Annotated in this window: 20 protein-coding genes; 18 read left to right on the top strand and 2 right to left on the bottom strand. The window is 62.0% G+C overall.

Features of this window, described 5'->3' with window-relative positions; translation table 11 throughout:
* Positions 1-262: 262 nt before the first annotated feature.
* Both folE and ABNU55_RS03240 read left to right on the top strand, forming a co-directional pair.
* The gene (gene folE, locus ABNU55_RS03245; RefSeq protein ID WP_348764231.1) at positions 263-877 is read left to right on the top strand and encodes a GTP cyclohydrolase I; all 615 of its coding nucleotides are present in this window, start codon (positions 263-265) and stop codon (positions 875-877) included.
* A 125-nt stretch (positions 878-1,002) separates the two neighbouring features.
* Positions 1,003-1,428, top strand: coding sequence for a hypothetical protein (locus ABNU55_RS03240; protein WP_290750884.1), 426 nt, complete (start codon positions 1,003-1,005; stop codon positions 1,426-1,428).
* A gap of 106 nt (positions 1,429-1,534) precedes the next feature.
* Here the strand turns inward: ABNU55_RS03240 and hrpB are convergent, their stop codons facing one another.
* On the bottom strand, positions 1,535-3,982 hold the full coding sequence (gene hrpB / locus ABNU55_RS03235; protein WP_290750881.1) for an ATP-dependent helicase HrpB: 2,448 nt from the start codon (positions 3,980-3,982) through the stop codon (positions 1,535-1,537).
* Positions 3,983-4,111: 129 nt separating this feature from the next.
* Between hrpB and ABNU55_RS03230 the strand changes: the two genes are divergently transcribed.
* From ABNU55_RS03230 to sugE, 16 genes are all read left to right on the top strand, one after another.
* The gene (locus ABNU55_RS03230; RefSeq protein ID WP_290757949.1) at positions 4,112-4,843 is read left to right on the top strand and encodes a glycosyltransferase family 2 protein; all 732 of its coding nucleotides are present in this window, start codon (positions 4,112-4,114) and stop codon (positions 4,841-4,843) included.
* A gap of 144 nt (positions 4,844-4,987) precedes the next feature.
* The gene (locus ABNU55_RS03225) at positions 4,988-5,446 is read left to right on the top strand and encodes a hypothetical protein (protein ID WP_348764230.1); all 459 of its coding nucleotides are present in this window, start codon (positions 4,988-4,990) and stop codon (positions 5,444-5,446) included.
* A gap of 134 nt (positions 5,447-5,580) precedes the next feature.
* Positions 5,581-7,323 (top strand): sodium:alanine symporter family protein, encoded by a 1,743-nt coding sequence (locus ABNU55_RS03220; protein ID WP_348764229.1) that lies wholly within the window; start codon positions 5,581-5,583, stop codon positions 7,321-7,323.
* Positions 7,324-7,467: 144 nt separating this feature from the next.
* Positions 7,468-8,379, top strand: coding sequence for a tyrosine recombinase (locus ABNU55_RS03215; RefSeq protein WP_348764228.1), 912 nt, complete (start codon positions 7,468-7,470; stop codon positions 8,377-8,379).
* A 128-nt stretch (positions 8,380-8,507) separates the two neighbouring features.
* A complete protein-coding gene (locus tag ABNU55_RS03210) occupies positions 8,508-9,152 on the top strand; it encodes a putative 2OG-Fe(II) oxygenase (RefSeq protein ID WP_290757938.1) in 645 nt (214 codons plus the stop codon).
* A 95-nt stretch (positions 9,153-9,247) separates the two neighbouring features.
* Positions 9,248-9,865 carry a YceI family protein gene (locus ABNU55_RS03205; RefSeq protein WP_290757935.1) on the top strand — a complete coding sequence of 206 codons (618 nt, stop codon included), beginning with the start codon at positions 9,248-9,250 and terminating at the stop codon, positions 9,863-9,865.
* A 100-nt stretch (positions 9,866-9,965) separates the two neighbouring features.
* The gene (locus tag ABNU55_RS03200) at positions 9,966-10,199 is read left to right on the top strand and encodes a hypothetical protein (protein WP_290757932.1); all 234 of its coding nucleotides are present in this window, start codon (positions 9,966-9,968) and stop codon (positions 10,197-10,199) included.
* A 68-nt stretch (positions 10,200-10,267) separates the two neighbouring features.
* Positions 10,268-10,840, top strand: a complete 573-nt coding sequence (locus tag ABNU55_RS03195; protein WP_290757929.1) for a hypothetical protein — start codon at positions 10,268-10,270, stop codon at positions 10,838-10,840.
* 50 nt (positions 10,841-10,890) lie between these two features.
* A complete protein-coding gene (locus tag ABNU55_RS03190) occupies positions 10,891-11,412 on the top strand; it encodes a hypothetical protein (RefSeq protein WP_290757927.1) in 522 nt (173 codons plus the stop codon).
* Positions 11,413-11,497: 85 nt separating this feature from the next.
* Positions 11,498-12,556, top strand: a complete 1,059-nt coding sequence (locus ABNU55_RS03185; protein ID WP_290757924.1) for a CoA ester lyase — start codon at positions 11,498-11,500, stop codon at positions 12,554-12,556.
* A 40-nt stretch (positions 12,557-12,596) separates the two neighbouring features.
* Positions 12,597-13,154 carry an energy transducer TonB gene (locus ABNU55_RS03180; RefSeq protein WP_290757921.1) on the top strand — a complete coding sequence of 186 codons (558 nt, stop codon included), beginning with the start codon at positions 12,597-12,599 and terminating at the stop codon, positions 13,152-13,154.
* 82 nt (positions 13,155-13,236) lie between these two features.
* On the top strand, positions 13,237-13,803 hold the full coding sequence (locus ABNU55_RS03175) for a TonB family protein (RefSeq protein ID WP_348764227.1): 567 nt from the start codon (positions 13,237-13,239) through the stop codon (positions 13,801-13,803).
* Between the two features lie 87 nt (positions 13,804-13,890).
* Entirely contained in the window at positions 13,891-14,301 is a 411-nt protein-coding gene (locus ABNU55_RS03170) for a nuclear transport factor 2 family protein (protein WP_290757915.1), read from the top strand.
* Entirely contained in the window at positions 14,298-14,852 is a 555-nt protein-coding gene (locus tag ABNU55_RS03165; RefSeq protein WP_290757912.1) for a GNAT family N-acetyltransferase, read from the top strand. The genes ABNU55_RS03170 and ABNU55_RS03165 overlap by 4 nt, the downstream gene beginning before the upstream one ends.
* 33 nt (positions 14,853-14,885) lie before the next feature.
* Positions 14,886-15,848 (top strand): acetyl-CoA carboxylase carboxyltransferase subunit alpha, encoded by a 963-nt coding sequence (locus ABNU55_RS03160; protein ID WP_348764226.1) that lies wholly within the window; start codon positions 14,886-14,888, stop codon positions 15,846-15,848.
* Positions 15,849-15,943: 95 nt separating this feature from the next.
* Positions 15,944-16,264, top strand: coding sequence for a quaternary ammonium compound efflux SMR transporter SugE (sugE, locus tag ABNU55_RS03155; RefSeq protein ID WP_290751348.1), 321 nt, complete (start codon positions 15,944-15,946; stop codon positions 16,262-16,264).
* A 136-nt stretch (positions 16,265-16,400) separates the two neighbouring features.
* Here sugE and ABNU55_RS03150 read toward each other — a convergent pair whose 3' ends face one another.
* Positions 16,401-16,694 carry a hypothetical protein gene (locus tag ABNU55_RS03150; RefSeq protein ID WP_290751346.1) on the bottom strand — a complete coding sequence of 98 codons (294 nt, stop codon included), beginning with the start codon at positions 16,692-16,694 and terminating at the stop codon, positions 16,401-16,403.
* Positions 16,695-16,784 lie beyond the last annotated feature (90 nt).

The raw sequence follows: 16,784 nt of genomic DNA, 5'->3' as shown, positions 1-16,784 counted from the left end.
GTTTGCCGCTAATAGGTGCCCGGGTCTTTTCAGTCCGCGGCATCAGAGGTGTTTAATCTTAACGTGAGCCTTACGTGAAAGCTTATGCCGCAGCGGCAACAGCCGCTCTTTCTGGAAATAGTGATCGAGTTGGACTATCTGGGAGTATGACGCCCTGAGGGAATAATCTGGGCGGGCGTTAAGTCCGGTATTGAGGTGCTAAGGGCGCACCTACAGAACATCTGGCTCGACCCCCGTCCCTCAGCAACAGGATTAGCAGGCGATGGATGCCATCACAAAAGATGAAAACCGGGATCACATGGACCCCGTGAAACGGCCGACACAGCAGGAAGCCGAAGAGGCTGTACGCGTTCTGCTCGCATGGGCTGGCGATGACCCGCGCCGCGAAGGCCTTCTCGACACGCCGAAGCGCGTCGTGAACGCCTATAAGGAGTGGTTCCAGGGCTATGAGGAAGACCCGGTCAAATACCTCTCGCGCACCTTTGACGATGTGCAGGGCTATGACGACATGGTCATGCTGCGCGAGATTGATGTGGTCAGCCATTGCGAACACCACATGGCGCCGTTCCTCGGCACCGCCTATGTCGCCTATATGCCGACCCAGGCCGTGGTCGGCATCTCCAAGATCGCCCGCGTGGTCGAGATTTTCGCCAAACGGCTGCAGACGCAGGAGACGATGACCGCGCAGATCTGCGACGCCATTACCGAAAGCCTCGCGCCTGCAGGCACAGCGGTCCTGATCGATGCGGTTCACCAGTGCATGACCACTCGCGGCGTGCACCATCCGAACGTCTCGACCATTACGACCCAGTTCACCGGCGTCTTCAAGACGGACAAGGACATGCGCGACCGCTTCCTGCGGCTGGCAGGCCGGTAGAGCGTCCAGACACCTGAATTCGAAAAAAGGCCGGACCGGAATGTCCGGCCTTTTTGTTTTCCGGTTGACGGAGCCTCCCTCATGCTTATTATCGATTTTCGATAATAACGAGAAGGAAGCCTCCCATGCGCGCAGAACTGGTCCGCGTCGGCCTGCATCAGGTCGATATCAAGATCGTCACCGATGACGAGCAGATGCACGTTCTTCAGTGGCGCCGTAACCTCTTGTGGGACGAGGTGCTGCTCGACGGAAAGCGTCAGGCCCATTCCGGCGGTCTCGCCCGTGAGAAATGCTATGGCCTCGTTTTCGACAAGCGCGCGGATGGCACGGGCGGTACGAAAGTCATGCTCCTGCTCGACCCGTCCACTGACTATTCCAACTGGACGGGCTCTGCGCAGAAGCTGAGCGGCGTTCGTCTTGAAACGGCTGAAGGCCCGATCGTGGCCTATGGCAGCCTTGACCCGAAAACGCTCGAAAAGCCGGCGACTTTCGCGGACTGGATGAAACGGTCGATGGGCATGGAATGGGGCGACGAGCGCCGCCCGAACTAAAACACACAGCCTCATGGTGAGCGAAGTCGAACCATGAGGCGGGAAATTTCGCGGATCGCCCTCATCATTCGACGTCGCTCAGGATGAGGGCGTTTCACTTCCGGCGTCAGCTCTGCGACCCTAGCCGCTTTTTCGTCATCCCGGCATGGGGTTTTGCGGACGCTGGATCGTCCGGCCAGTCATGTTTGGGGTATTGCGCCCGCATATCCTTGGCCATGTCGCGGTAGCCGCCCGACCAGAAGCCCGAAATATCCTTGGTGACCGCGATGGGCCGCCCGGCGGGTGAGATCAGCTGCAGCGTCACCGGCAGGCGCCCGTCAGCGATGGCAGGCTGGCGCCTCAGGCCATAAAGCTCCTGCGCTTTTGCTTCGACCAGAGGCGCATTGTCATCGAGATAGTCGACCGGCGCCTGGCGGCCCGAGGGCAGGACGACAGAAGCCGGCGCCAGCGTGTCGATCTCCTGGGCCTTTGGCCAGCCAAGCGATTGTTTGAGGCCGTTCAGCACCGTCCCCTCCGACGGGGGCTGGAAGCCGCCCCCGCCGAGCGCGGGTAAAAGCCAGTCATCAACGGTTTCCCTCAACTGGGCTTCACTAGGCTTCGGCCAGTCCTCGAAACCCCGCCTGATGAGGTTCAGCCGCGCCAGAAATGCGTGGACCGGCACGCCAAGACCTGCGGCATCAAATCCGTTCTCGCGGATAAAATCGAGGAAAGCGGCCCGCGCGGCGGCGCCGGAGGGTTTGGGCAAAGGCGTTTCAGACAGGACGATCTTGCCGATGGCTTTGACCCGGCGCCCCTTGAAGCCTTGCGTTGCCGGATCGAAACTTGCCCATTCTTCGGTGACGGGCGGGTAAAGCGCGAGCACCTCGGCTTCGCCGATCGGCGTGCCAAGCGTGATCCGCGCGCGCCCTGCTGCGCCCACCATGTCGGCCACAAGGATCCATTTTGACTGGTTGAGGCCACCGCCATCCGGCAGCTCGCCTGCGCGGCCATTGGCGAGAAGATAGCTCGTCTCGGAGCCGTCACGCCGCCGGGCAATCTGGTCGGGCCATGCCTTTGCCAGCAGGCGCGCGGCATCGCCTTGCGGCGCAGCGCCCCCGGCCCAGCGCTCAGCCTGCCGTTTCAGCGCCTTGGCACGCGGGCTGTTATCGCGCCTGAATCCCTCCAGCCTGTCTTTCAGATTGGGCGAATTGCCGCCAGTCCCCGCCTCGCTGGCCAGCGCCGCAATCTCCGCGGCCAAAGCCCGCTCGCCGTCCGTGTCCGCGCTTGCGACAAGGCTCGCATATTTCGGGCCCAGCGGCAGGGAGGCCATCCGTTTGCCGTGCTCGGTCAGCTTACCGGCCTCATCCAGTGCGCCATAGGCCATGAGGGCCTCCCGCGCGGCCGCCAGCCGTCCGCGCGGCGGGGCATCCAGCCAGGTCAGCCTGTAGGCATCATCCTCACCCCATTCAGCCAGCGAAAGAAGAAGGCCGGAAAGGTCCGCATTCAGGATTTCCGGGCTGGGCGCGGCAATAAGGCCTCGCGTCTCTTCCTCATCCCACAGCCGGTAGCAGACACCGGGCCCAAGCCGCCCGGCCCGGCCGCGGCGCTGGTCGACATTCGCCTTTGCCGCCCGGATGGTACGCAGGATTTGCGTTCCGCTCGCAGGCTCGAATTCCGGCACCCGCGCAAGGCCTGAATCGACCACCACATGGACGCCATCAATCGTCAGTGCGCTTTCGGCGATGTCGGTGGCGAGGACAACCTTGCGCTGGCCGGCCGGGGCGGGGCGCACAGCCTCATCCTGTTCGCGCGGGCTGAGCGCGCCGAACAGGGTGTGCACGCTGACATCGCCTGGAAGGTTGTTGAGACGTTCGGCCGTGCGCCGGATCTCCCCGGCGCCCGGAAGGAAGGCGAGGACCGAGCCTGTCTCCGCGCGGACCGCTTTTCCAATCGCCGCAGCCATCTGGTCTTCGATACGGTCCCGGTTGCGGCCAAGGTATTTCGTGTCCACCGGATATTGGCGCCCATCGCTCTCAATGACAGGTGCGTCCAGCGTGCCTGCAACCTTTTCGGTATCAAGCGTCGCCGACATGGCGAGGATATGCAGGTCCTCGCGAAACACGGATTGCGCTTCAAGCGCGAGTGCCAGACCGAGGTCGGCGTTCAGGCTGCGCTCATGGATTTCGTCAAAGATGACGGCGGCAACCCCCTCCAGCGACGGGTCTGCCAGAAGACGGCGTGTGAACAGGCCATCGGTAATCACCTCGACCACAGTCTCTCTGGAGACCTTGCGCTCGATCCGCGTCGACAGACCGATACGCCCACCGGTCTTTTCGCCAAGCGTCGCCGCCATCCTCTCGGCCGCCATGCGGGCCGCGAGGCGGCGGGGTTCCAGCATGACGACCCGGCCGGGCAGGGCCTCGAAGCCGTCAATCAGCCCGGCGAGCGCCAGCGGCACACGTGTCGTCTTGCCCGCGCCCGGCGGGGCGGCAAGCACGAGGCGCTTTCGGGCCTTGAGCCCGGTACAAATGTCGGCAAGCAGGCTTTCGATGGGCAGGGATGTGTGGTCCGTCATTCCTTGCCTCCTAGCGCAAAGCTCGTCGCTTGGCACGGCGCGCGGCAGTGCCAGCGGGCATCCATGGTTTCGCTCAGGCATCGAAGCGCTTAAAGAGAGCGCCCAGAGTTTCCTGAAAGGCGAAGGGCCATGGCCGAAACGCTTGAATTATCTGTCGTCGTGCCGATGCATAATGAGGCCGGTAATGCTGGCGCGCTGGTCGCTGAGATTGCAGCGGCGCTGGACGGGCGCGCTTATGAGATGATCATGGTCGACGATGCCTCGACCGATGACACGCGCGCTGTCCTGGCGGCCCTGAAAGCCGATTTCCCGGCGCTGCGCGTGGTCAGTCATCGACTCAATGCCGGGCAGAGCCGGGCCATCCGGACCGGCGTGCGCGCCGCCCGCGGCCGTGTCATTGGCACGCTGGATGGCGATGGTCAGAACGATCCGGCAGACCTCCCCGCGCTCTACCGCGCGCTGACGCGGGCCGATGCGCCGGCAGACCTTGCCATGGTGATGGGCCGGCGCGCGAGCCGCAAGGACACCGCCTGGAAGCGGTTCGGATCACGCTTTGCCAATTCAATCCGCAAGCGTCTGCTGCACGATGACTGCGATGATGCCGGCTGCGGCACAAAGGTGATCAAGCGCGATGCCTTTCTGTCGCTTCCCTATTTCGATCATATGCACCGCTATATGCCCGCTCTCGTCAAGGCGGAGGGGTTTGGCGTGGAGTTCATGGACGTCAATCACCGTGAGCGCATGACCGGGCGGTCGAAATATACCAATTTCGGCCGGCTATGGGCGGCGCTTTCGGACCTTCGCGGCGTCACATGGCTCATCCGCAGACGCCGCAAGCCGGGCGGGATAGACGAGATCTGAAGGCCGGCCAGGGCGCGGCAGGGTAAGCCCCTGTTCGCCTCTGCCGAGATTCCGCTTAACACCCGTCAATCAGCGCGCTAGGCCTTGGGACTTGCAGCCGCGAGTCCAGACCGTGGGCGCGGCAACCGACAGGAGGCACCCACCATGCGCACACTTTTCGGTATCGTTCCGTTACTCGTCATTCCGGTGGCGATCTACAATCTCATCGCCTTTACCTTTGTCGGGGACGCTGCCCAGGTCGGCTCGGTCGAGAATGCCTCGCCGCTGATCGAGCTGTTGTCCAACCCCCTCATCACCTTTCCGATGATCTCCGGCGTGAACTGGGCGATTACAAATGGTGAGATGCTGGTCTTCGTCGCGATCACCCTCCTCTTTGTGGAGATTGTGAAGTCCACCAGCACAGGCACGTCCTCCATTCTCAATCACGCTGTCTCGATGATCCTGTTCATCGTCTGCCTCGTCCAGTTTCTGCTTTTGCCGAATTTTGCGACATCGGCTTTCTTTATCATTACCAGCATGACGCTGCTCGATGTGCTGGCGGGCGTCATCGTGACAATTGTGTCGGCCCGGCGCGATTTCGGGGTGGGCGAAGGGTTTGCCTGATTTTCGCCAGAGACGACAATATTTACGCAATGACGGCGGGGCAGATGAAAAATCTGCCCCGTCTGCGCTTCACAGGGAAGAAAAGACGTCTAGTGTCGCGCCTGACTTGAAATGAGAGGGAGCCGGAGGGGTTTATGGAAGCGCTGGTCACACTGATTGAGAATGTCGCCGGATTTATCTGGGGCGGTACATGGGGCGACAGCGTCGTCATTCCAGGGGAGATAGGGCCGCTTGCCATCGTGCTTCTGGGCACGGGCCTCTTCGTGATGATCCGCCTCGGCGGCCGCCCTGTCCGCCGCTTCGTCCCCGCACTTGCCGAAGTCTGGCAGGGCCGCAAGGCGCAGGGCGATGACGGGGCGATCACGCCCTGGCAGGCGCTCTCGACGGCGCTTTCAGGTCAGGTCGGGACGGGCAATCTGGCCGGCGTGGCTACCGCCATCGCCATGGGCGGCCCCGGCGCCATCTTCTGGATGTGGATCACGGCCCTGCTCGGCATGGCGCTGGCCTTCGCCGAAAGCTCCCTCGCCGTGAAGTATCGCGAAACCGACGAATATGGCCGGATCAATGGCGGGCCGATGTATTACATCAAGAACGGCCTCGGCAAGAAATGGGGCTGGCTCGCCGTCATCTTCTGTCTCGGCACGCTCTTCTCGGCAGCCGCGACCGGGTCCATGATCCAGTCGAACTCCATCACCCAGACAGCCATTGAAACAGCTCGCGGGACCATGGGTTTCTCCCTGCCGAACTGGGGCATCGGCATTGTGATTGCCGGTCTCGTCTTCGCGGTCATCATTGGCGGCATCAAGTCCATCGGCAGCGTGGCGGGACGGATCGTTCCGCTTATGGCGGGCGCCTATGTTCTCTGCGCGCTCATTGTGCTGATCCTGAATGCGACCGAGATCCCGCATGCCTTTGCGGTGATCTTCAAGTCCGCCTTCGGCCTTCAGGAAGTGGTTGGCGGCGCGGCCGGCTATGGGATGATGCAGGCGGTGCGTTTCGGTATCGCGCGGGGTCTTTTCTCCAACGAGGCCGGCCAGGGCTCGGCGCCGATCGCGCACGCGGCGGCGAAGACGAAGAACCCTGTCCAGCAGGGCGAGATCGCGATGATCGGCGTTTTTATCGACACGATCGTGATCTGCACCATGACGGCGCTCGTCATCCTCACCGTCTCCGGCGACTTTACGCGCAGCCCGGCGCTTATCGCCGCGAACCAGTGTGTGGAGGAAGGCTACAACACCTTGCCGGACGAAACCGGTGTGGAGGAGCTCTTCCCGTCGGCCTATACAGAAGGACGCACAGAGATCATTGCCGCACGCGGCGACGAAGCCTCTGCCTTCCTGCAGCAATGCCGCACCAACGGTCTCAGCCTCGCCGCGGACCTGCCGCGCGGGTCTAGTGACGCGGACGAACAGGCCTATTTCGACAAGGCTCTGGCAGCGGCCACAGATGCGAGCGTCCTCAATGATGTCCGTTACGTCTATGAGACCGATGCGGAGTCTTCCGGCATCACCGCGCGGGCCTATGGCGCCGCACTTCCGGGGGGCGAGTGGATTGTAACCATTGCGCTTTTCTTCTTTGCTTTCACCACCATCATCGGCTGGTCCTATTATGGCGAACAGGCCGTCACCTATCTTGTGGGTGAGTGGGCGACGCATCCTTTCCGGTATGTCTGGGTGCTGATTGTGTTCGGTGGGGCGATTGTGACCAATACCGATGCGCTATGGCTGTTCGGGGATATTTCGAATGCCTCGATGGCCTTCCCGAACCTTATTGCAATCATTGCGCTTTCAGGGGTCGTGGTGGCGATGCACAAGATGAATGATGATCCCGATCATGGTCATCCGGTGGTCGACAAGACAGAGCCGCCGGCGGAGTAAAAACGGCCGTTTTCACGGTGCACCCATGGTGTCTGGACGGTGCACCGGCGGTGTTTTTGAAGTGTTTTTGACGGGCGCCGGAAAACCGGCGCCCGTTTTCACGTTTAAGCGCCCTGTTAAGCATCGCGCGCGCACACTCGCCCGATGAGTGACGCGGCCCGGATCGATGCCTTTCTTGAAATGATGAGCGCCGAGCGCGGTGCCTCTCCCAATACGCTGGATGCGTATGGAAGGGACCTTCGCGATGCCTCCGGCGTCTTGAAAGGCAGGCTGACACAGGCGGACGCAAAAGATGTTTCCCGCTATGTTTCCTCTCTTGCCGCGCAGGGCCTAGCCGCGAGGACGCAGGCGAGGAAGCTCTCCTCGCTCCGGCGGTTCTTCCGCTTCCTGTTCGAAGAGGGGGACCGCAAGGACGACCCGACCTCCAGGCTGGAAGGGCCGAAGGCGGGCCGCGACATTCCCGATGTCCTCAGCCGTGAGGAGGTCGAGCAGCTTATTGATGCCTGCGGCGAGGATGTGCGCCTTCGCTGCCTGCTGGAGCTGCTTTACGGGGCCGGGCTGCGTGTCAGTGAACTGGTCAGCCTGAAGCTTGGAAACCTGCCGCGCCGCAAGGCGGGGTCATGGGAAACGCGGGAGATCATTGTGCGCGGCAAGGGCGGCAAGGACAGGCTGTGCCCGCTTGGCGCGCCTGCTCTGGACGCGATCTCCGACTGGCTGGAGGTGCGCGAGGAGAGCCTGCCGAAGAAGACCGTGCAGGCGAAGGCAGCGGGCACCTATCTCTTCCCTTCGCGAGGCAAGGAAGGTCATCTGACGCGAAGGCGGCTGGGGCAGATGCTGGACGCGCTCAGCCTGAAAGCCGGTATCAAACCCTCGCGGGTCCATCCGCACGCGCTTCGTCATGCCTATGCGACCCATCTTCTCCAGGGCGGGGCAGACCTTCGCGCGGTGCAGACGCTTCTGGGTCATGCCGATATCTCGACCACGGAAATCTACACCCATGTGCTCACCGATGAGCTGTCCCGGCTGCTGGACACCGCGCATCCGCTGTCGCGCTAGGCTGCGTTACAAAATGGTCATGTTTCAAAAATTGACTATTCTAGAGCGAGCATTCTAAAGCGGGCCCAGGGCAAAATTGACGACAGGCTGCAGGGTCGCCTGTGCAACAACGCTGAAAGGCGTCTTGTATGGTTGCGATCTTCACGCCGCAGGCGGAGAAGGAATTCTTCACGCCGTTTGGTCCCCTCATGGGTTTTTGCCGGATGCCGGCCGGATTTGTCGACGAGATGAACCGGGCGATCGGACGCAATCTCGCAGACCATTCACAAGCGCTTGTGGGCAAGGTGCGTCAGGAGCTTCGTTTCGATCAGCCGCTGATCGATCTGGCCGCGGCGACGCTCGGCCAGACCCTCATCGAGTATCATATCAGGGCCAATCATCGCGGGGCCTTTGGCGATTATGACCACAAGAGCCGCCAGTATGAGCTGAATGTGATGGGCGGCTGGTTCGTGCGCCAGTATGCCGGTGACTATAACCCGCTTCACATCCACACAGGCGCTGCCATCTCATGCGTTGGCTATCTGGCGCTGCCTGAGGGGATCGATGCCGAATGGGAGGAGGATGACCGCGACCATCACCCCTCGCATGGCCATCTACAGTTCGCCCATGGCACGGACAGCCACTATTCGGTGTCCAATTTCATGATCCGGCCGAGGGTGGGAGATTTCTATATCTTCCCGTCAAACATGTTCCACTGTGTCTACCCGTTCAGGGCCGAAGGCGAACGCCGTTCGTTCAGCATGAATCTGTCGGTGGTCGAGAGAAAAGCCTGATCCGGCGGGCGGAATAAGGCCTTCGCGCCTTGCCCCACGTCAGAAATGACCCATGTCGAAGGGCAGTGCCGTTGTCATCCCAGAAGGACCCCGACATGATCAAAGCCCTCTCCCCCCGTTTTGCCGCCACCGCCGCCATCGGCCTTGCCCTGGCAGCGCCCGCCGCGCTCGCAGAGCCGGTCGCCTATGAATTCGACAAGGACCATACCAGCATCATCGCCAGCTGGAACCATATGGGTTTCTCGCGCCAGGGCATCGAGTTTACCGATTATGACGGCACGCTGATGCTGGACATGGAAACCCCGGAAAACTCCACGATCAAGGTGACCTTCAATCTCGCAGATGGCGGATACTGGGTCGGAACCCCGGGGGATGATCGCTTCGAGAACCATCTTGCCTCGGCCGACCTGTTTGATCTCGAGACCTATCCGACAGCGACTTTCGAGGCGACCTCGTTCGAGACAGAAGACGGCACGACCGGCACGATGACCGGCGACCTCACGCTGAAAGGCGAGACCCATCCGGTCACGCTCGACGTGACGCTCAACAAGGCTGGCGAGTCGCGCGGCACCACCAAGGCCGGCTTCTCTGCAACCGGCACGATGATGCGCTCTGACTGGGGTATGGACTATGCCGTCCCCGGCGTTTCCGATGAGCTGAAGCTGATGATCGAGACCGAACTTGTCGTCCCGTCCGAAGACGACAGTGAATAGGCTGCATTAAATTTCGGCCATAATCTTCCGATCTCGAAGGCATGCGATTATTATTGATCGCATGCCTTTATTTTTGGGGCGCGTATTTTCGGGAGTTTCCATGTCCGCAATGCTTCGTGCCGCTGTTGCCGGCGTCTTCATGTTCGAGATTTCCGCCGCCTTCTTCATGGGGCTTTCGGCACTGATCCTGTTCACGCTCCATGTCACCGGATCGATCTTCTGGGGCGTTGAAGCGATGACGGCCCTGGGTGCGCTTTATGTCAGCTCGCTCTTTTTCATGAGCGCCCTGAAATATGAGCGGCAGGCACAGACGGTCGACCTTCGCAGCAACTAGCGGCGTCTTGACCTTCCCGCCGGTCTGCGATTGCAGTGGCAATCTGCAAGACATGGGAAGCCTTTCAAATGAAACTGCATCATGGCCTCACCGGCCTTGTCATCCTGCTTGCAGGCTGCGGCAATGAAGAGGCCGCCCCGCCGCCGGCCCCGCCCGCGCCTGAGGAAAGTCCGGCCCGTATCGATGCCGTCCAGGACGCGCCAAGCGTCTCTGTAGAGGATTTTGAGCCGATCCTGGGCGATGGCTGGCAAGGCGAGCTCGTCTATGCCGACCCGGACGCCGAAGATGGACAGACGACCGCAGAGGCCGAACTTGCCGTGACCCGCGAGGGCCGCACGCTGACGCTGGACTTTTCCTTTCCGGGCGCGCCGCAAGGCGATGGCAGCGCCCCGCTGGAAATTTCCGAGGACGGCTACTGGATCAATGATGAACGCGTCCTGCGCCGCGAACGCAGCGACGATGGCACACTGACGCTTCTGACGCGGCAGGAATGTATCGAGGGGCGCTATATCGCCACCTGCGACTATCTCTATGATATTTCCGAGGATGCGTTCTCCATCGCCAAAGCTGTCACGCTGGCGGGCGAGGAAGAGCAGCGTTTCGGCCATCAGTACAGCTTCACGCGCGACAGCGGCCAATAGAATTCAGGGGCCGTTGGCCCGATCCAATCGACATTGAGAAGGGCAGGGCGATGCGACACGTTTTTGGCTTCGTCGCGGCGGCTGTTCTGGCCGCTTGCGTACAAACACCGGGCAAGGCAGCGGCGGACGATCAGCCGAGGGTCTATCTGTCTGACCTCACCATGCTGGAAGGCGCGTGGACAGGGGAACTCATCTATCGCGACTATGAGCCCCCGCATGAAGATGTGAGTTTGCCCGCGACCCTCAATGTCAGCCGGGAGGGAGAAGGCATCCTGCTCCGGCTCAGCTTTTCAGAGGAGCCGTCCGCCTATGGCGGCTCCATGCTTACCCCGTCCGAAGACGGGCGGATGCTGAACAGTGAAGAGGTAATTGCGCGCGACGAGGTGGACGGCAGGCTGATGCTGAAAACGCAATCTGCGTGCGAGGATGATGGCCAGCCGGCCTCATGTGAAATGACCTATACGCTGTCGCCGGACATCTTTCAGATGACGAAGCGGGTGCAGCTCGATAGCGGCGGGCCGCCTTTCCGGCGCAATACCTACGCTTTTGAAAGGCGGGGCGCTGGCAACTGATGCCCAGGCAGCAGGGCATGTAACCGGCCAGCTGAATTGACCTGCGGCCTGCCGGGGATATGTTGCGCCGCAACAGGAGGAAAGCATGAGCCAGAAAACACCGCGCAATTTCTTCAAGCCGCTTGCCATTGGCGCCCCGGACCCGATGCGGGAGCTGCCGATCCGGCTGGAGCGGATGATCCATTTCGTGCCGCCGCACCTTGAAAAGGTGCGCGCCAAGGTGCCGCAAATGGCCGATCAGGCCGATGTCGTGCTGGCCAATCTAGAGGATGCCATCCCGGCAGATGCCAAGGATGCGGCTCGCGACGGCGCCATCGAAATGGGCAAGATGGTCGACTGGCAGGCCAAGGGCACGGGCTTCTGGAGCCGGGTCAATCCGCTGAATTCGCCATGGTTCCAGGATGATGTTTCGCGCCTTGTGCTTGAGACGGGCGACCAGCTGGACGTGATCATGCTGCCCAAGGTCGAAGGCCCGTGGGACATCCATTTTGCCGATCAGTATGTCGCCCAGCTGGAGGCCAAGGCCGGCCTGAAGCGTCCGATCCTGTTTCATGCGATCCTCGAGACCGCGCAGGGCATGGCGCTGGTCGAGGAGATCGCGCTGGCCTCGCCGCGCATGCAGGGCATATCGCTGGGCCCGGCCGACCTTGCCGCGGACCGCAAGATGAAGACGACGCGCGTGGGCGGCGGCCATCCTTATTACCGTGTGGTCGATGACCCCAATGAGGACGGGTCCAAGCGCGAAAGCGCCCAGCAGGACCCGTGGCACTATACGATTGCCCGCATGGTCGATGCCTGCCGGATGGCCGGGATCAACGCCTTCTATGGCCCGTTCGGTGATATTGCCGACAGCGAGGCGTGTGAGCAGCAGTTCCGTAATGCCTTCCTGCTCGGCTGTTCGGGCACGTGGAGCCTGCACCCAAGCCAGATCGAGATTGCCAAGCGCGTGTTCAGCCCAGCGCCAGATGAGGTGAAGTTTGCGCGCCGCATTCTGGACGCCATGCCGGATGGGACGGGTGTCGCGATGCTGGACGGCAAGATGCAGGATGATGCCACCTGGAAACAGGCCAAGGTCATCTCCGATCTCGCCGATCTGGTCGCCGGAAAAGACCCGGAATTGGCAAAAGCCTACGCTTCGGGCTAGGTTGAGGGGTGTATCCAAGAGCAATCAAGGAGTGCACCCCATGACCCGACTTTCAAAAATCTTCGCAATGACAGCTGCCAGTGCGGCGCTCGCCGGCACGGCAGCAGCCCAGATGGACTATCATGGCTTTGACCAGGAAACGGTCGATGCCCTGAATGAGCGCCTCGAGAAACCGCTGACCAGCGAGCAGCTCGAAATTCTCGCGCCGCACCGTGACATCGAGGTCTGCGGCGGCCAGTCCGTGGTCGAGAAGCTTGTGCCCGAAGGCTGGGATGCGCGGGTCGAGATTTCCAATCCGGTGGGCGGCGATGTCGTGATGCCGGTGCCGACCGGGCCGCTCGCCCCAGAATATCCGGCGCTCTACAATGCGCTTGGGATTGAGGGCGCGTGCGACACCATCTTCAGCGTGAACGCATCGGGTGAGACCGAAGACGTTGTTGCGAGCTGCACGCTGCCGCAATTTGCGGCTTCGGCGGTGGAGGTCCTTGAGGCGCTGGAATTCGAGCCGGCCGAGGGACAGGACACTGCCGAGACGGCCGATATCCTGCTGCCGATGAATTTCTGCCTGGACGACACGCCGCCGGAAGAGGCTGGCTGATCAACGCCAACGGACGTAATGAGTGGAAGGCCTGCCGGAAACCGGCGGGCCTTCATGCGTTCGGGAGGGCAAGGAGACCAAGATGACGCGACTACATATTCTGGCGGGCACAGCCTGCCTTGCCACGCTGGCCGCCTGCGCGGTGGACCCGAACACATATGATCCGGCGCCGGCCCCGCCGCCCGTGATGGACGACCCTCAGGCCCCTGCGCCGCAGCCCGGGGAGATCGCCGCCTGCGGACATGCAGGCGCAACGGAGGTGTCTCTGCGCTATCCGGATGGCTGGCAGGCCCGTCTTGCAGAGGGCGCGCGGCAGACGGGCTCAGGCGGCGGTGGCGGCGAGTTGCTTGGCGGGCCATCGCAGCCCGATGAAGTGGTCGCGACGGACGCCCAGCCTGTGGCACCGCCCATGGTGGAGTATCCTCAGAGCGCGGCCAGTGCCCGCCAGGAAGGGCGCTGCGAAATCCTGATGGATGTGAGCCCCACCGGCACGCCGGAAGAGATCCTGACGGCGTGTTCGACGCCGCAGTTCAATGCGTCGGTCTATCGGGCGGCAACGAGCATGCGCTTTGATCCGCCCCGGCGCGGCGGGCAATCGGTGCGCCTGGTCAATGTCGTCTATCCGGTGATCTACTGCTTGGATGAATAGACGGGGGGGCTTGCGCCCGGCTGCATCTTCCGATGAATATCCCGCCTTTGCGCCCCGTCCGGGCGCGCCCGGTAATGGGGAGACGACATGGCCGAATACTCAGCAAACCTGCAGCGCTGGATGGATTATTTCCACGGGGATCACGACCCGGCGGCGCTAAGCGCGATCCTGCATGAGGATGTCGTGTTTCACAGCCCCATCGTGCATACGCCCCAGCGCGGCAAGAAAGTAACGATGATGTATCTCGGCGCGGCGGGAAAGACGCTGGGCGGAGACAGCTTCCGCTATCTTCGTATCTTCGATTGCGGCGACAAGGCCGTGCTGGAGTTCGAGACCGAGATGGAGGGCGTCCATGTCAACGGGATCGACATGATCGAATGGGATGGCGATGGCCTTATCACCGACTTCAAGGTGATGGTCCGCCCGCTCAAGGCGATCCAGACGGTGCATGGCTCCATGAAGGCGATGCTGGAGACGATGGGCGGGGCCAAGGGATGAGCGGAACGGCTGTACCTGTCCCGGTCATCCTGACCAAGCGGCTGAAGATGCGCGGCGTAGAGCCAGCCGATTTTGAGCGGCTGGTTGCCCATTGGAGCCACCCTGAGACGATCCGCTTTATCGGCGGTGAGGCGCGCCCCCCGCATCTGGTGTGGACCCGTAGTGTCCTCAATAGCCGGGGAATGTGGTCTTTGCTCGGCTATGGCTACTGGCTGGTCGAGGACAGGAAGACCGGGGAATTTGTCGGCGAGGTGGGTTTTGCGGATTTTCACCGCGACACTGAGCCGTCCTTCTGGGGCGTGCCGGAATGCGGCTGGGTCATCTCACCGGAAAAGTTCGGAGAGGGCTATGCCAGCGAGGCGGTGACGGCGGCGCATGACTGGCTGGACGAGGAAACCAGCGAGGCAAAATCCTGCTGCATCATCGACCATGACAATGGCGCCTCGATCAAGATTGCGCAGAAGATGGGCTATGTGCAGAAGGGCACTGTCCGCTTCAATGAGGAGGATGTGATGTATTTCAAGCGTGCCAAGGGCGGCCTCGCAGCCTAGGAATCGCCTCAAACCAGCACTAGGTTCTACGCTATGCCGATGACATATCTCGATTTTGAAAAGCCGATTGCCGAGCTTGAGACAAAGATCGCCGAGCTTGAGGCGGTCTCAAAGCAGGGCGAAGGTCCGTCCATTTCCGATGAGCTGAAGAAGCTCAAGGACAAGGCGGCCAAACAGCTGAAGGACACGTATTCCTCGCTGACCCCCTGGCGCAAGACGCAGGTCGCCCGCCACCCGGAGCGCCCGCATTTCAGCGATTATATCGAGCAGCTCTTCGACGATTTCCAGGAGCTTGCCGGCGACCGCATCTATGGCAATGACGAGGCCGTGATCGGCGGCCTCGCGACGTTCCGTGGACAGAGCGTTGTCATCATGGGGCATGAGAAGGGCACCACGACGGAAAGCCGCCTGCGCCACAATTTCGGCATGGCGCACCCGGAGGGCTACCGCAAGGCGGTGCGCCTCATGGATCTTGCCGACAAGTTCAAGCTGCCGGTTCTGACCTTCGTTGACACGGCCGGGGCCTTTCCGGGCAAGGCGGGCGAGGAACGTGGACAGGCCGAAGCCATCGCCCGCTCAACCGAGCGCTGCCTGACCCTGCAAGTGCCCAATGTCGCGCTGATCATCGGCGAGGGCGGCTCCGGCGGGGCGATTGCGCTTGCGGCGGCGAACAAGGTGCTGATGATGGAGCATTCCATCTATTCGGTGATTTCACCGGAAGGCTGCGCCTCCATTCTTTACCGCGATTCCGCCAAGGCGCGGGACGCGGCCGAGGCGATGAAGATCACCTCTGAGGATCTTCTGAAGCTCAAGGTCATCGATGCGGTGGTCAAGGAGCCCGTTGGCGGGGCGCACCGCGACCCGCAGCGCGCCATCAGCCAGGCCGGCAAGGCCATCGAGAAGGCGCTCGGTGAGCTGGAAGGCCTCTCTCCGACAGAGCTGAAACGCCAGCGCCGTGAGCGTTTCTATGCCATCGGCCGCGAGGGGCTGAACTAGGACGCTTCCAGACAATACGGAAAGGCCGGCCACGTCCGCGCCCACATGGGAGAGAAGTCCGGGACGGCCCGGCGCTTTTCCCATGAGGTCACGGTGTGGCGTGGATCATTCTCTTTATTGCCGGACTGCTGGAAGTGGTCTGGGCCTATTTCATGAAACAGTCGGCCGGTTTTACCCGGCTCTGGCCCAGCGTGATTACGCTGGCGGCGATGGGAGCCAGCTTTACGCTTCTGTCCTGGTCGATGCGGGTCCTGCCGCTGGGGACGGCCTATACGGTCTGGACCGGCATTGGCGCGGTGGGCGCATTCGTGCTTGGTATCGTCTTTCTGGGTGAAAGCATGACGCCGATGCGCATCGCGGCGGCCATGCTCATCCTGTCGGGGCTTGTGCTCATGCGCCTGTCTGCGGCGAGCTAGGACACCCTACCAGCGCGCCTCGTGGCCGATGGTGAAGCCCTCGCGGCGGAAGTCAAAAGCACCTTCGCCCGTCCAGTTCTTGCCATCCGGAAACTGTACGCAGAGGCAGTTTGCTGTCATGATTTTGGCCCGTTGATCATGAAGGTCCGGGCGAACCCGGCTCGTCTTCCTCGCATGTATCACAGCTCTCAACGGCCGGGTCACTTTTCAGCCGCCCAAGCCCGATCTGGTCGCCGCAATAGAGGCAGTGGCCGAAACGGCCATGATCGAGGCGTTTGAGAGCGGCTTCGACACGCTGGAGCTCATGTTCCTGGTCAAGGCGGGCCTGATCGAGGCCGGTGGAGCCAACGGATGTCTCGCCGCGCAAGCCTGATCCGGCGCTCTCAAGCGCCCCGGCAAGTTGCGATCCCTGACCTGGACGAGGCTTCATGAAAGAGAGCCTGCGCGCTGTTTTAAGTCTTGGCAAGGGGTAGCCAAGAAACGGCCACGTGCATTATCGATAGTCGAGAAGTTTTCCGCT

Source organism: uncultured Henriciella sp., assembly GCF_964005855.1.
Classification (GTDB): domain Bacteria; phylum Pseudomonadota; class Alphaproteobacteria; order Caulobacterales; family Hyphomonadaceae; genus Henriciella.
This window is presented reverse-complemented; position numbering and strand designations above follow the sequence as displayed.

Coding starts and splice junctions, on each gene's coding strand:
- ABNU55_RS03195 (WP_290757929.1), top strand. CDS start 10,268: ATGAAACTGCATCATGGCCTCACCGGCCTTGTCATCCTGCTTGCAGGC.
- ABNU55_RS03205 (WP_290757935.1), top strand. CDS start 9,248: ATGATCAAAGCCCTCTCCCCCCGTTTTGCCGCCACCGCCGCCATCGGC.
- ABNU55_RS03200 (WP_290757932.1), top strand. CDS start 9,966: ATGTCCGCAATGCTTCGTGCCGCTGTTGCCGGCGTCTTCATGTTCGAG.
- ABNU55_RS03170 (WP_290757915.1), top strand. CDS start 13,891: ATGGCCGAATACTCAGCAAACCTGCAGCGCTGGATGGATTATTTCCAC.
- ABNU55_RS03225 (WP_348764230.1), top strand. CDS start 4,988: ATGCGCACACTTTTCGGTATCGTTCCGTTACTCGTCATTCCGGTGGCG.
- ABNU55_RS03220 (WP_348764229.1), top strand. CDS start 5,581: ATGGAAGCGCTGGTCACACTGATTGAGAATGTCGCCGGATTTATCTGG.
- ABNU55_RS03180 (WP_290757921.1), top strand. CDS start 12,597: ATGACCCGACTTTCAAAAATCTTCGCAATGACAGCTGCCAGTGCGGCG.
- folE (WP_348764231.1), top strand. CDS start 263: ATGGATGCCATCACAAAAGATGAAAACCGGGATCACATGGACCCCGTG.
- ABNU55_RS03160 (WP_348764226.1), top strand. CDS start 14,886: ATGCCGATGACATATCTCGATTTTGAAAAGCCGATTGCCGAGCTTGAG.
- ABNU55_RS03185 (WP_290757924.1), top strand. CDS start 11,498: ATGAGCCAGAAAACACCGCGCAATTTCTTCAAGCCGCTTGCCATTGGC.
- ABNU55_RS03240 (WP_290750884.1), top strand. CDS start 1,003: ATGCGCGCAGAACTGGTCCGCGTCGGCCTGCATCAGGTCGATATCAAG.
- ABNU55_RS03215 (WP_348764228.1), top strand. CDS start 7,468: ATGAGTGACGCGGCCCGGATCGATGCCTTTCTTGAAATGATGAGCGCC.
- ABNU55_RS03175 (WP_348764227.1), top strand. CDS start 13,237: ATGACGCGACTACATATTCTGGCGGGCACAGCCTGCCTTGCCACGCTG.
- ABNU55_RS03150 (WP_290751346.1), bottom strand. CDS start 16,694: ATGAAGCCTCGTCCAGGTCAGGGATCGCAACTTGCCGGGGCGCTTGAG.
- ABNU55_RS03190 (WP_290757927.1), top strand. CDS start 10,891: ATGCGACACGTTTTTGGCTTCGTCGCGGCGGCTGTTCTGGCCGCTTGC.
- ABNU55_RS03165 (WP_290757912.1), top strand. CDS start 14,298: ATGAGCGGAACGGCTGTACCTGTCCCGGTCATCCTGACCAAGCGGCTG.
- hrpB (WP_290750881.1), bottom strand. CDS start 3,982: ATGACGGACCACACATCCCTGCCCATCGAAAGCCTGCTTGCCGACATT.
- ABNU55_RS03230 (WP_290757949.1), top strand. CDS start 4,112: ATGGCCGAAACGCTTGAATTATCTGTCGTCGTGCCGATGCATAATGAG.
- ABNU55_RS03210 (WP_290757938.1), top strand. CDS start 8,508: ATGGTTGCGATCTTCACGCCGCAGGCGGAGAAGGAATTCTTCACGCCG.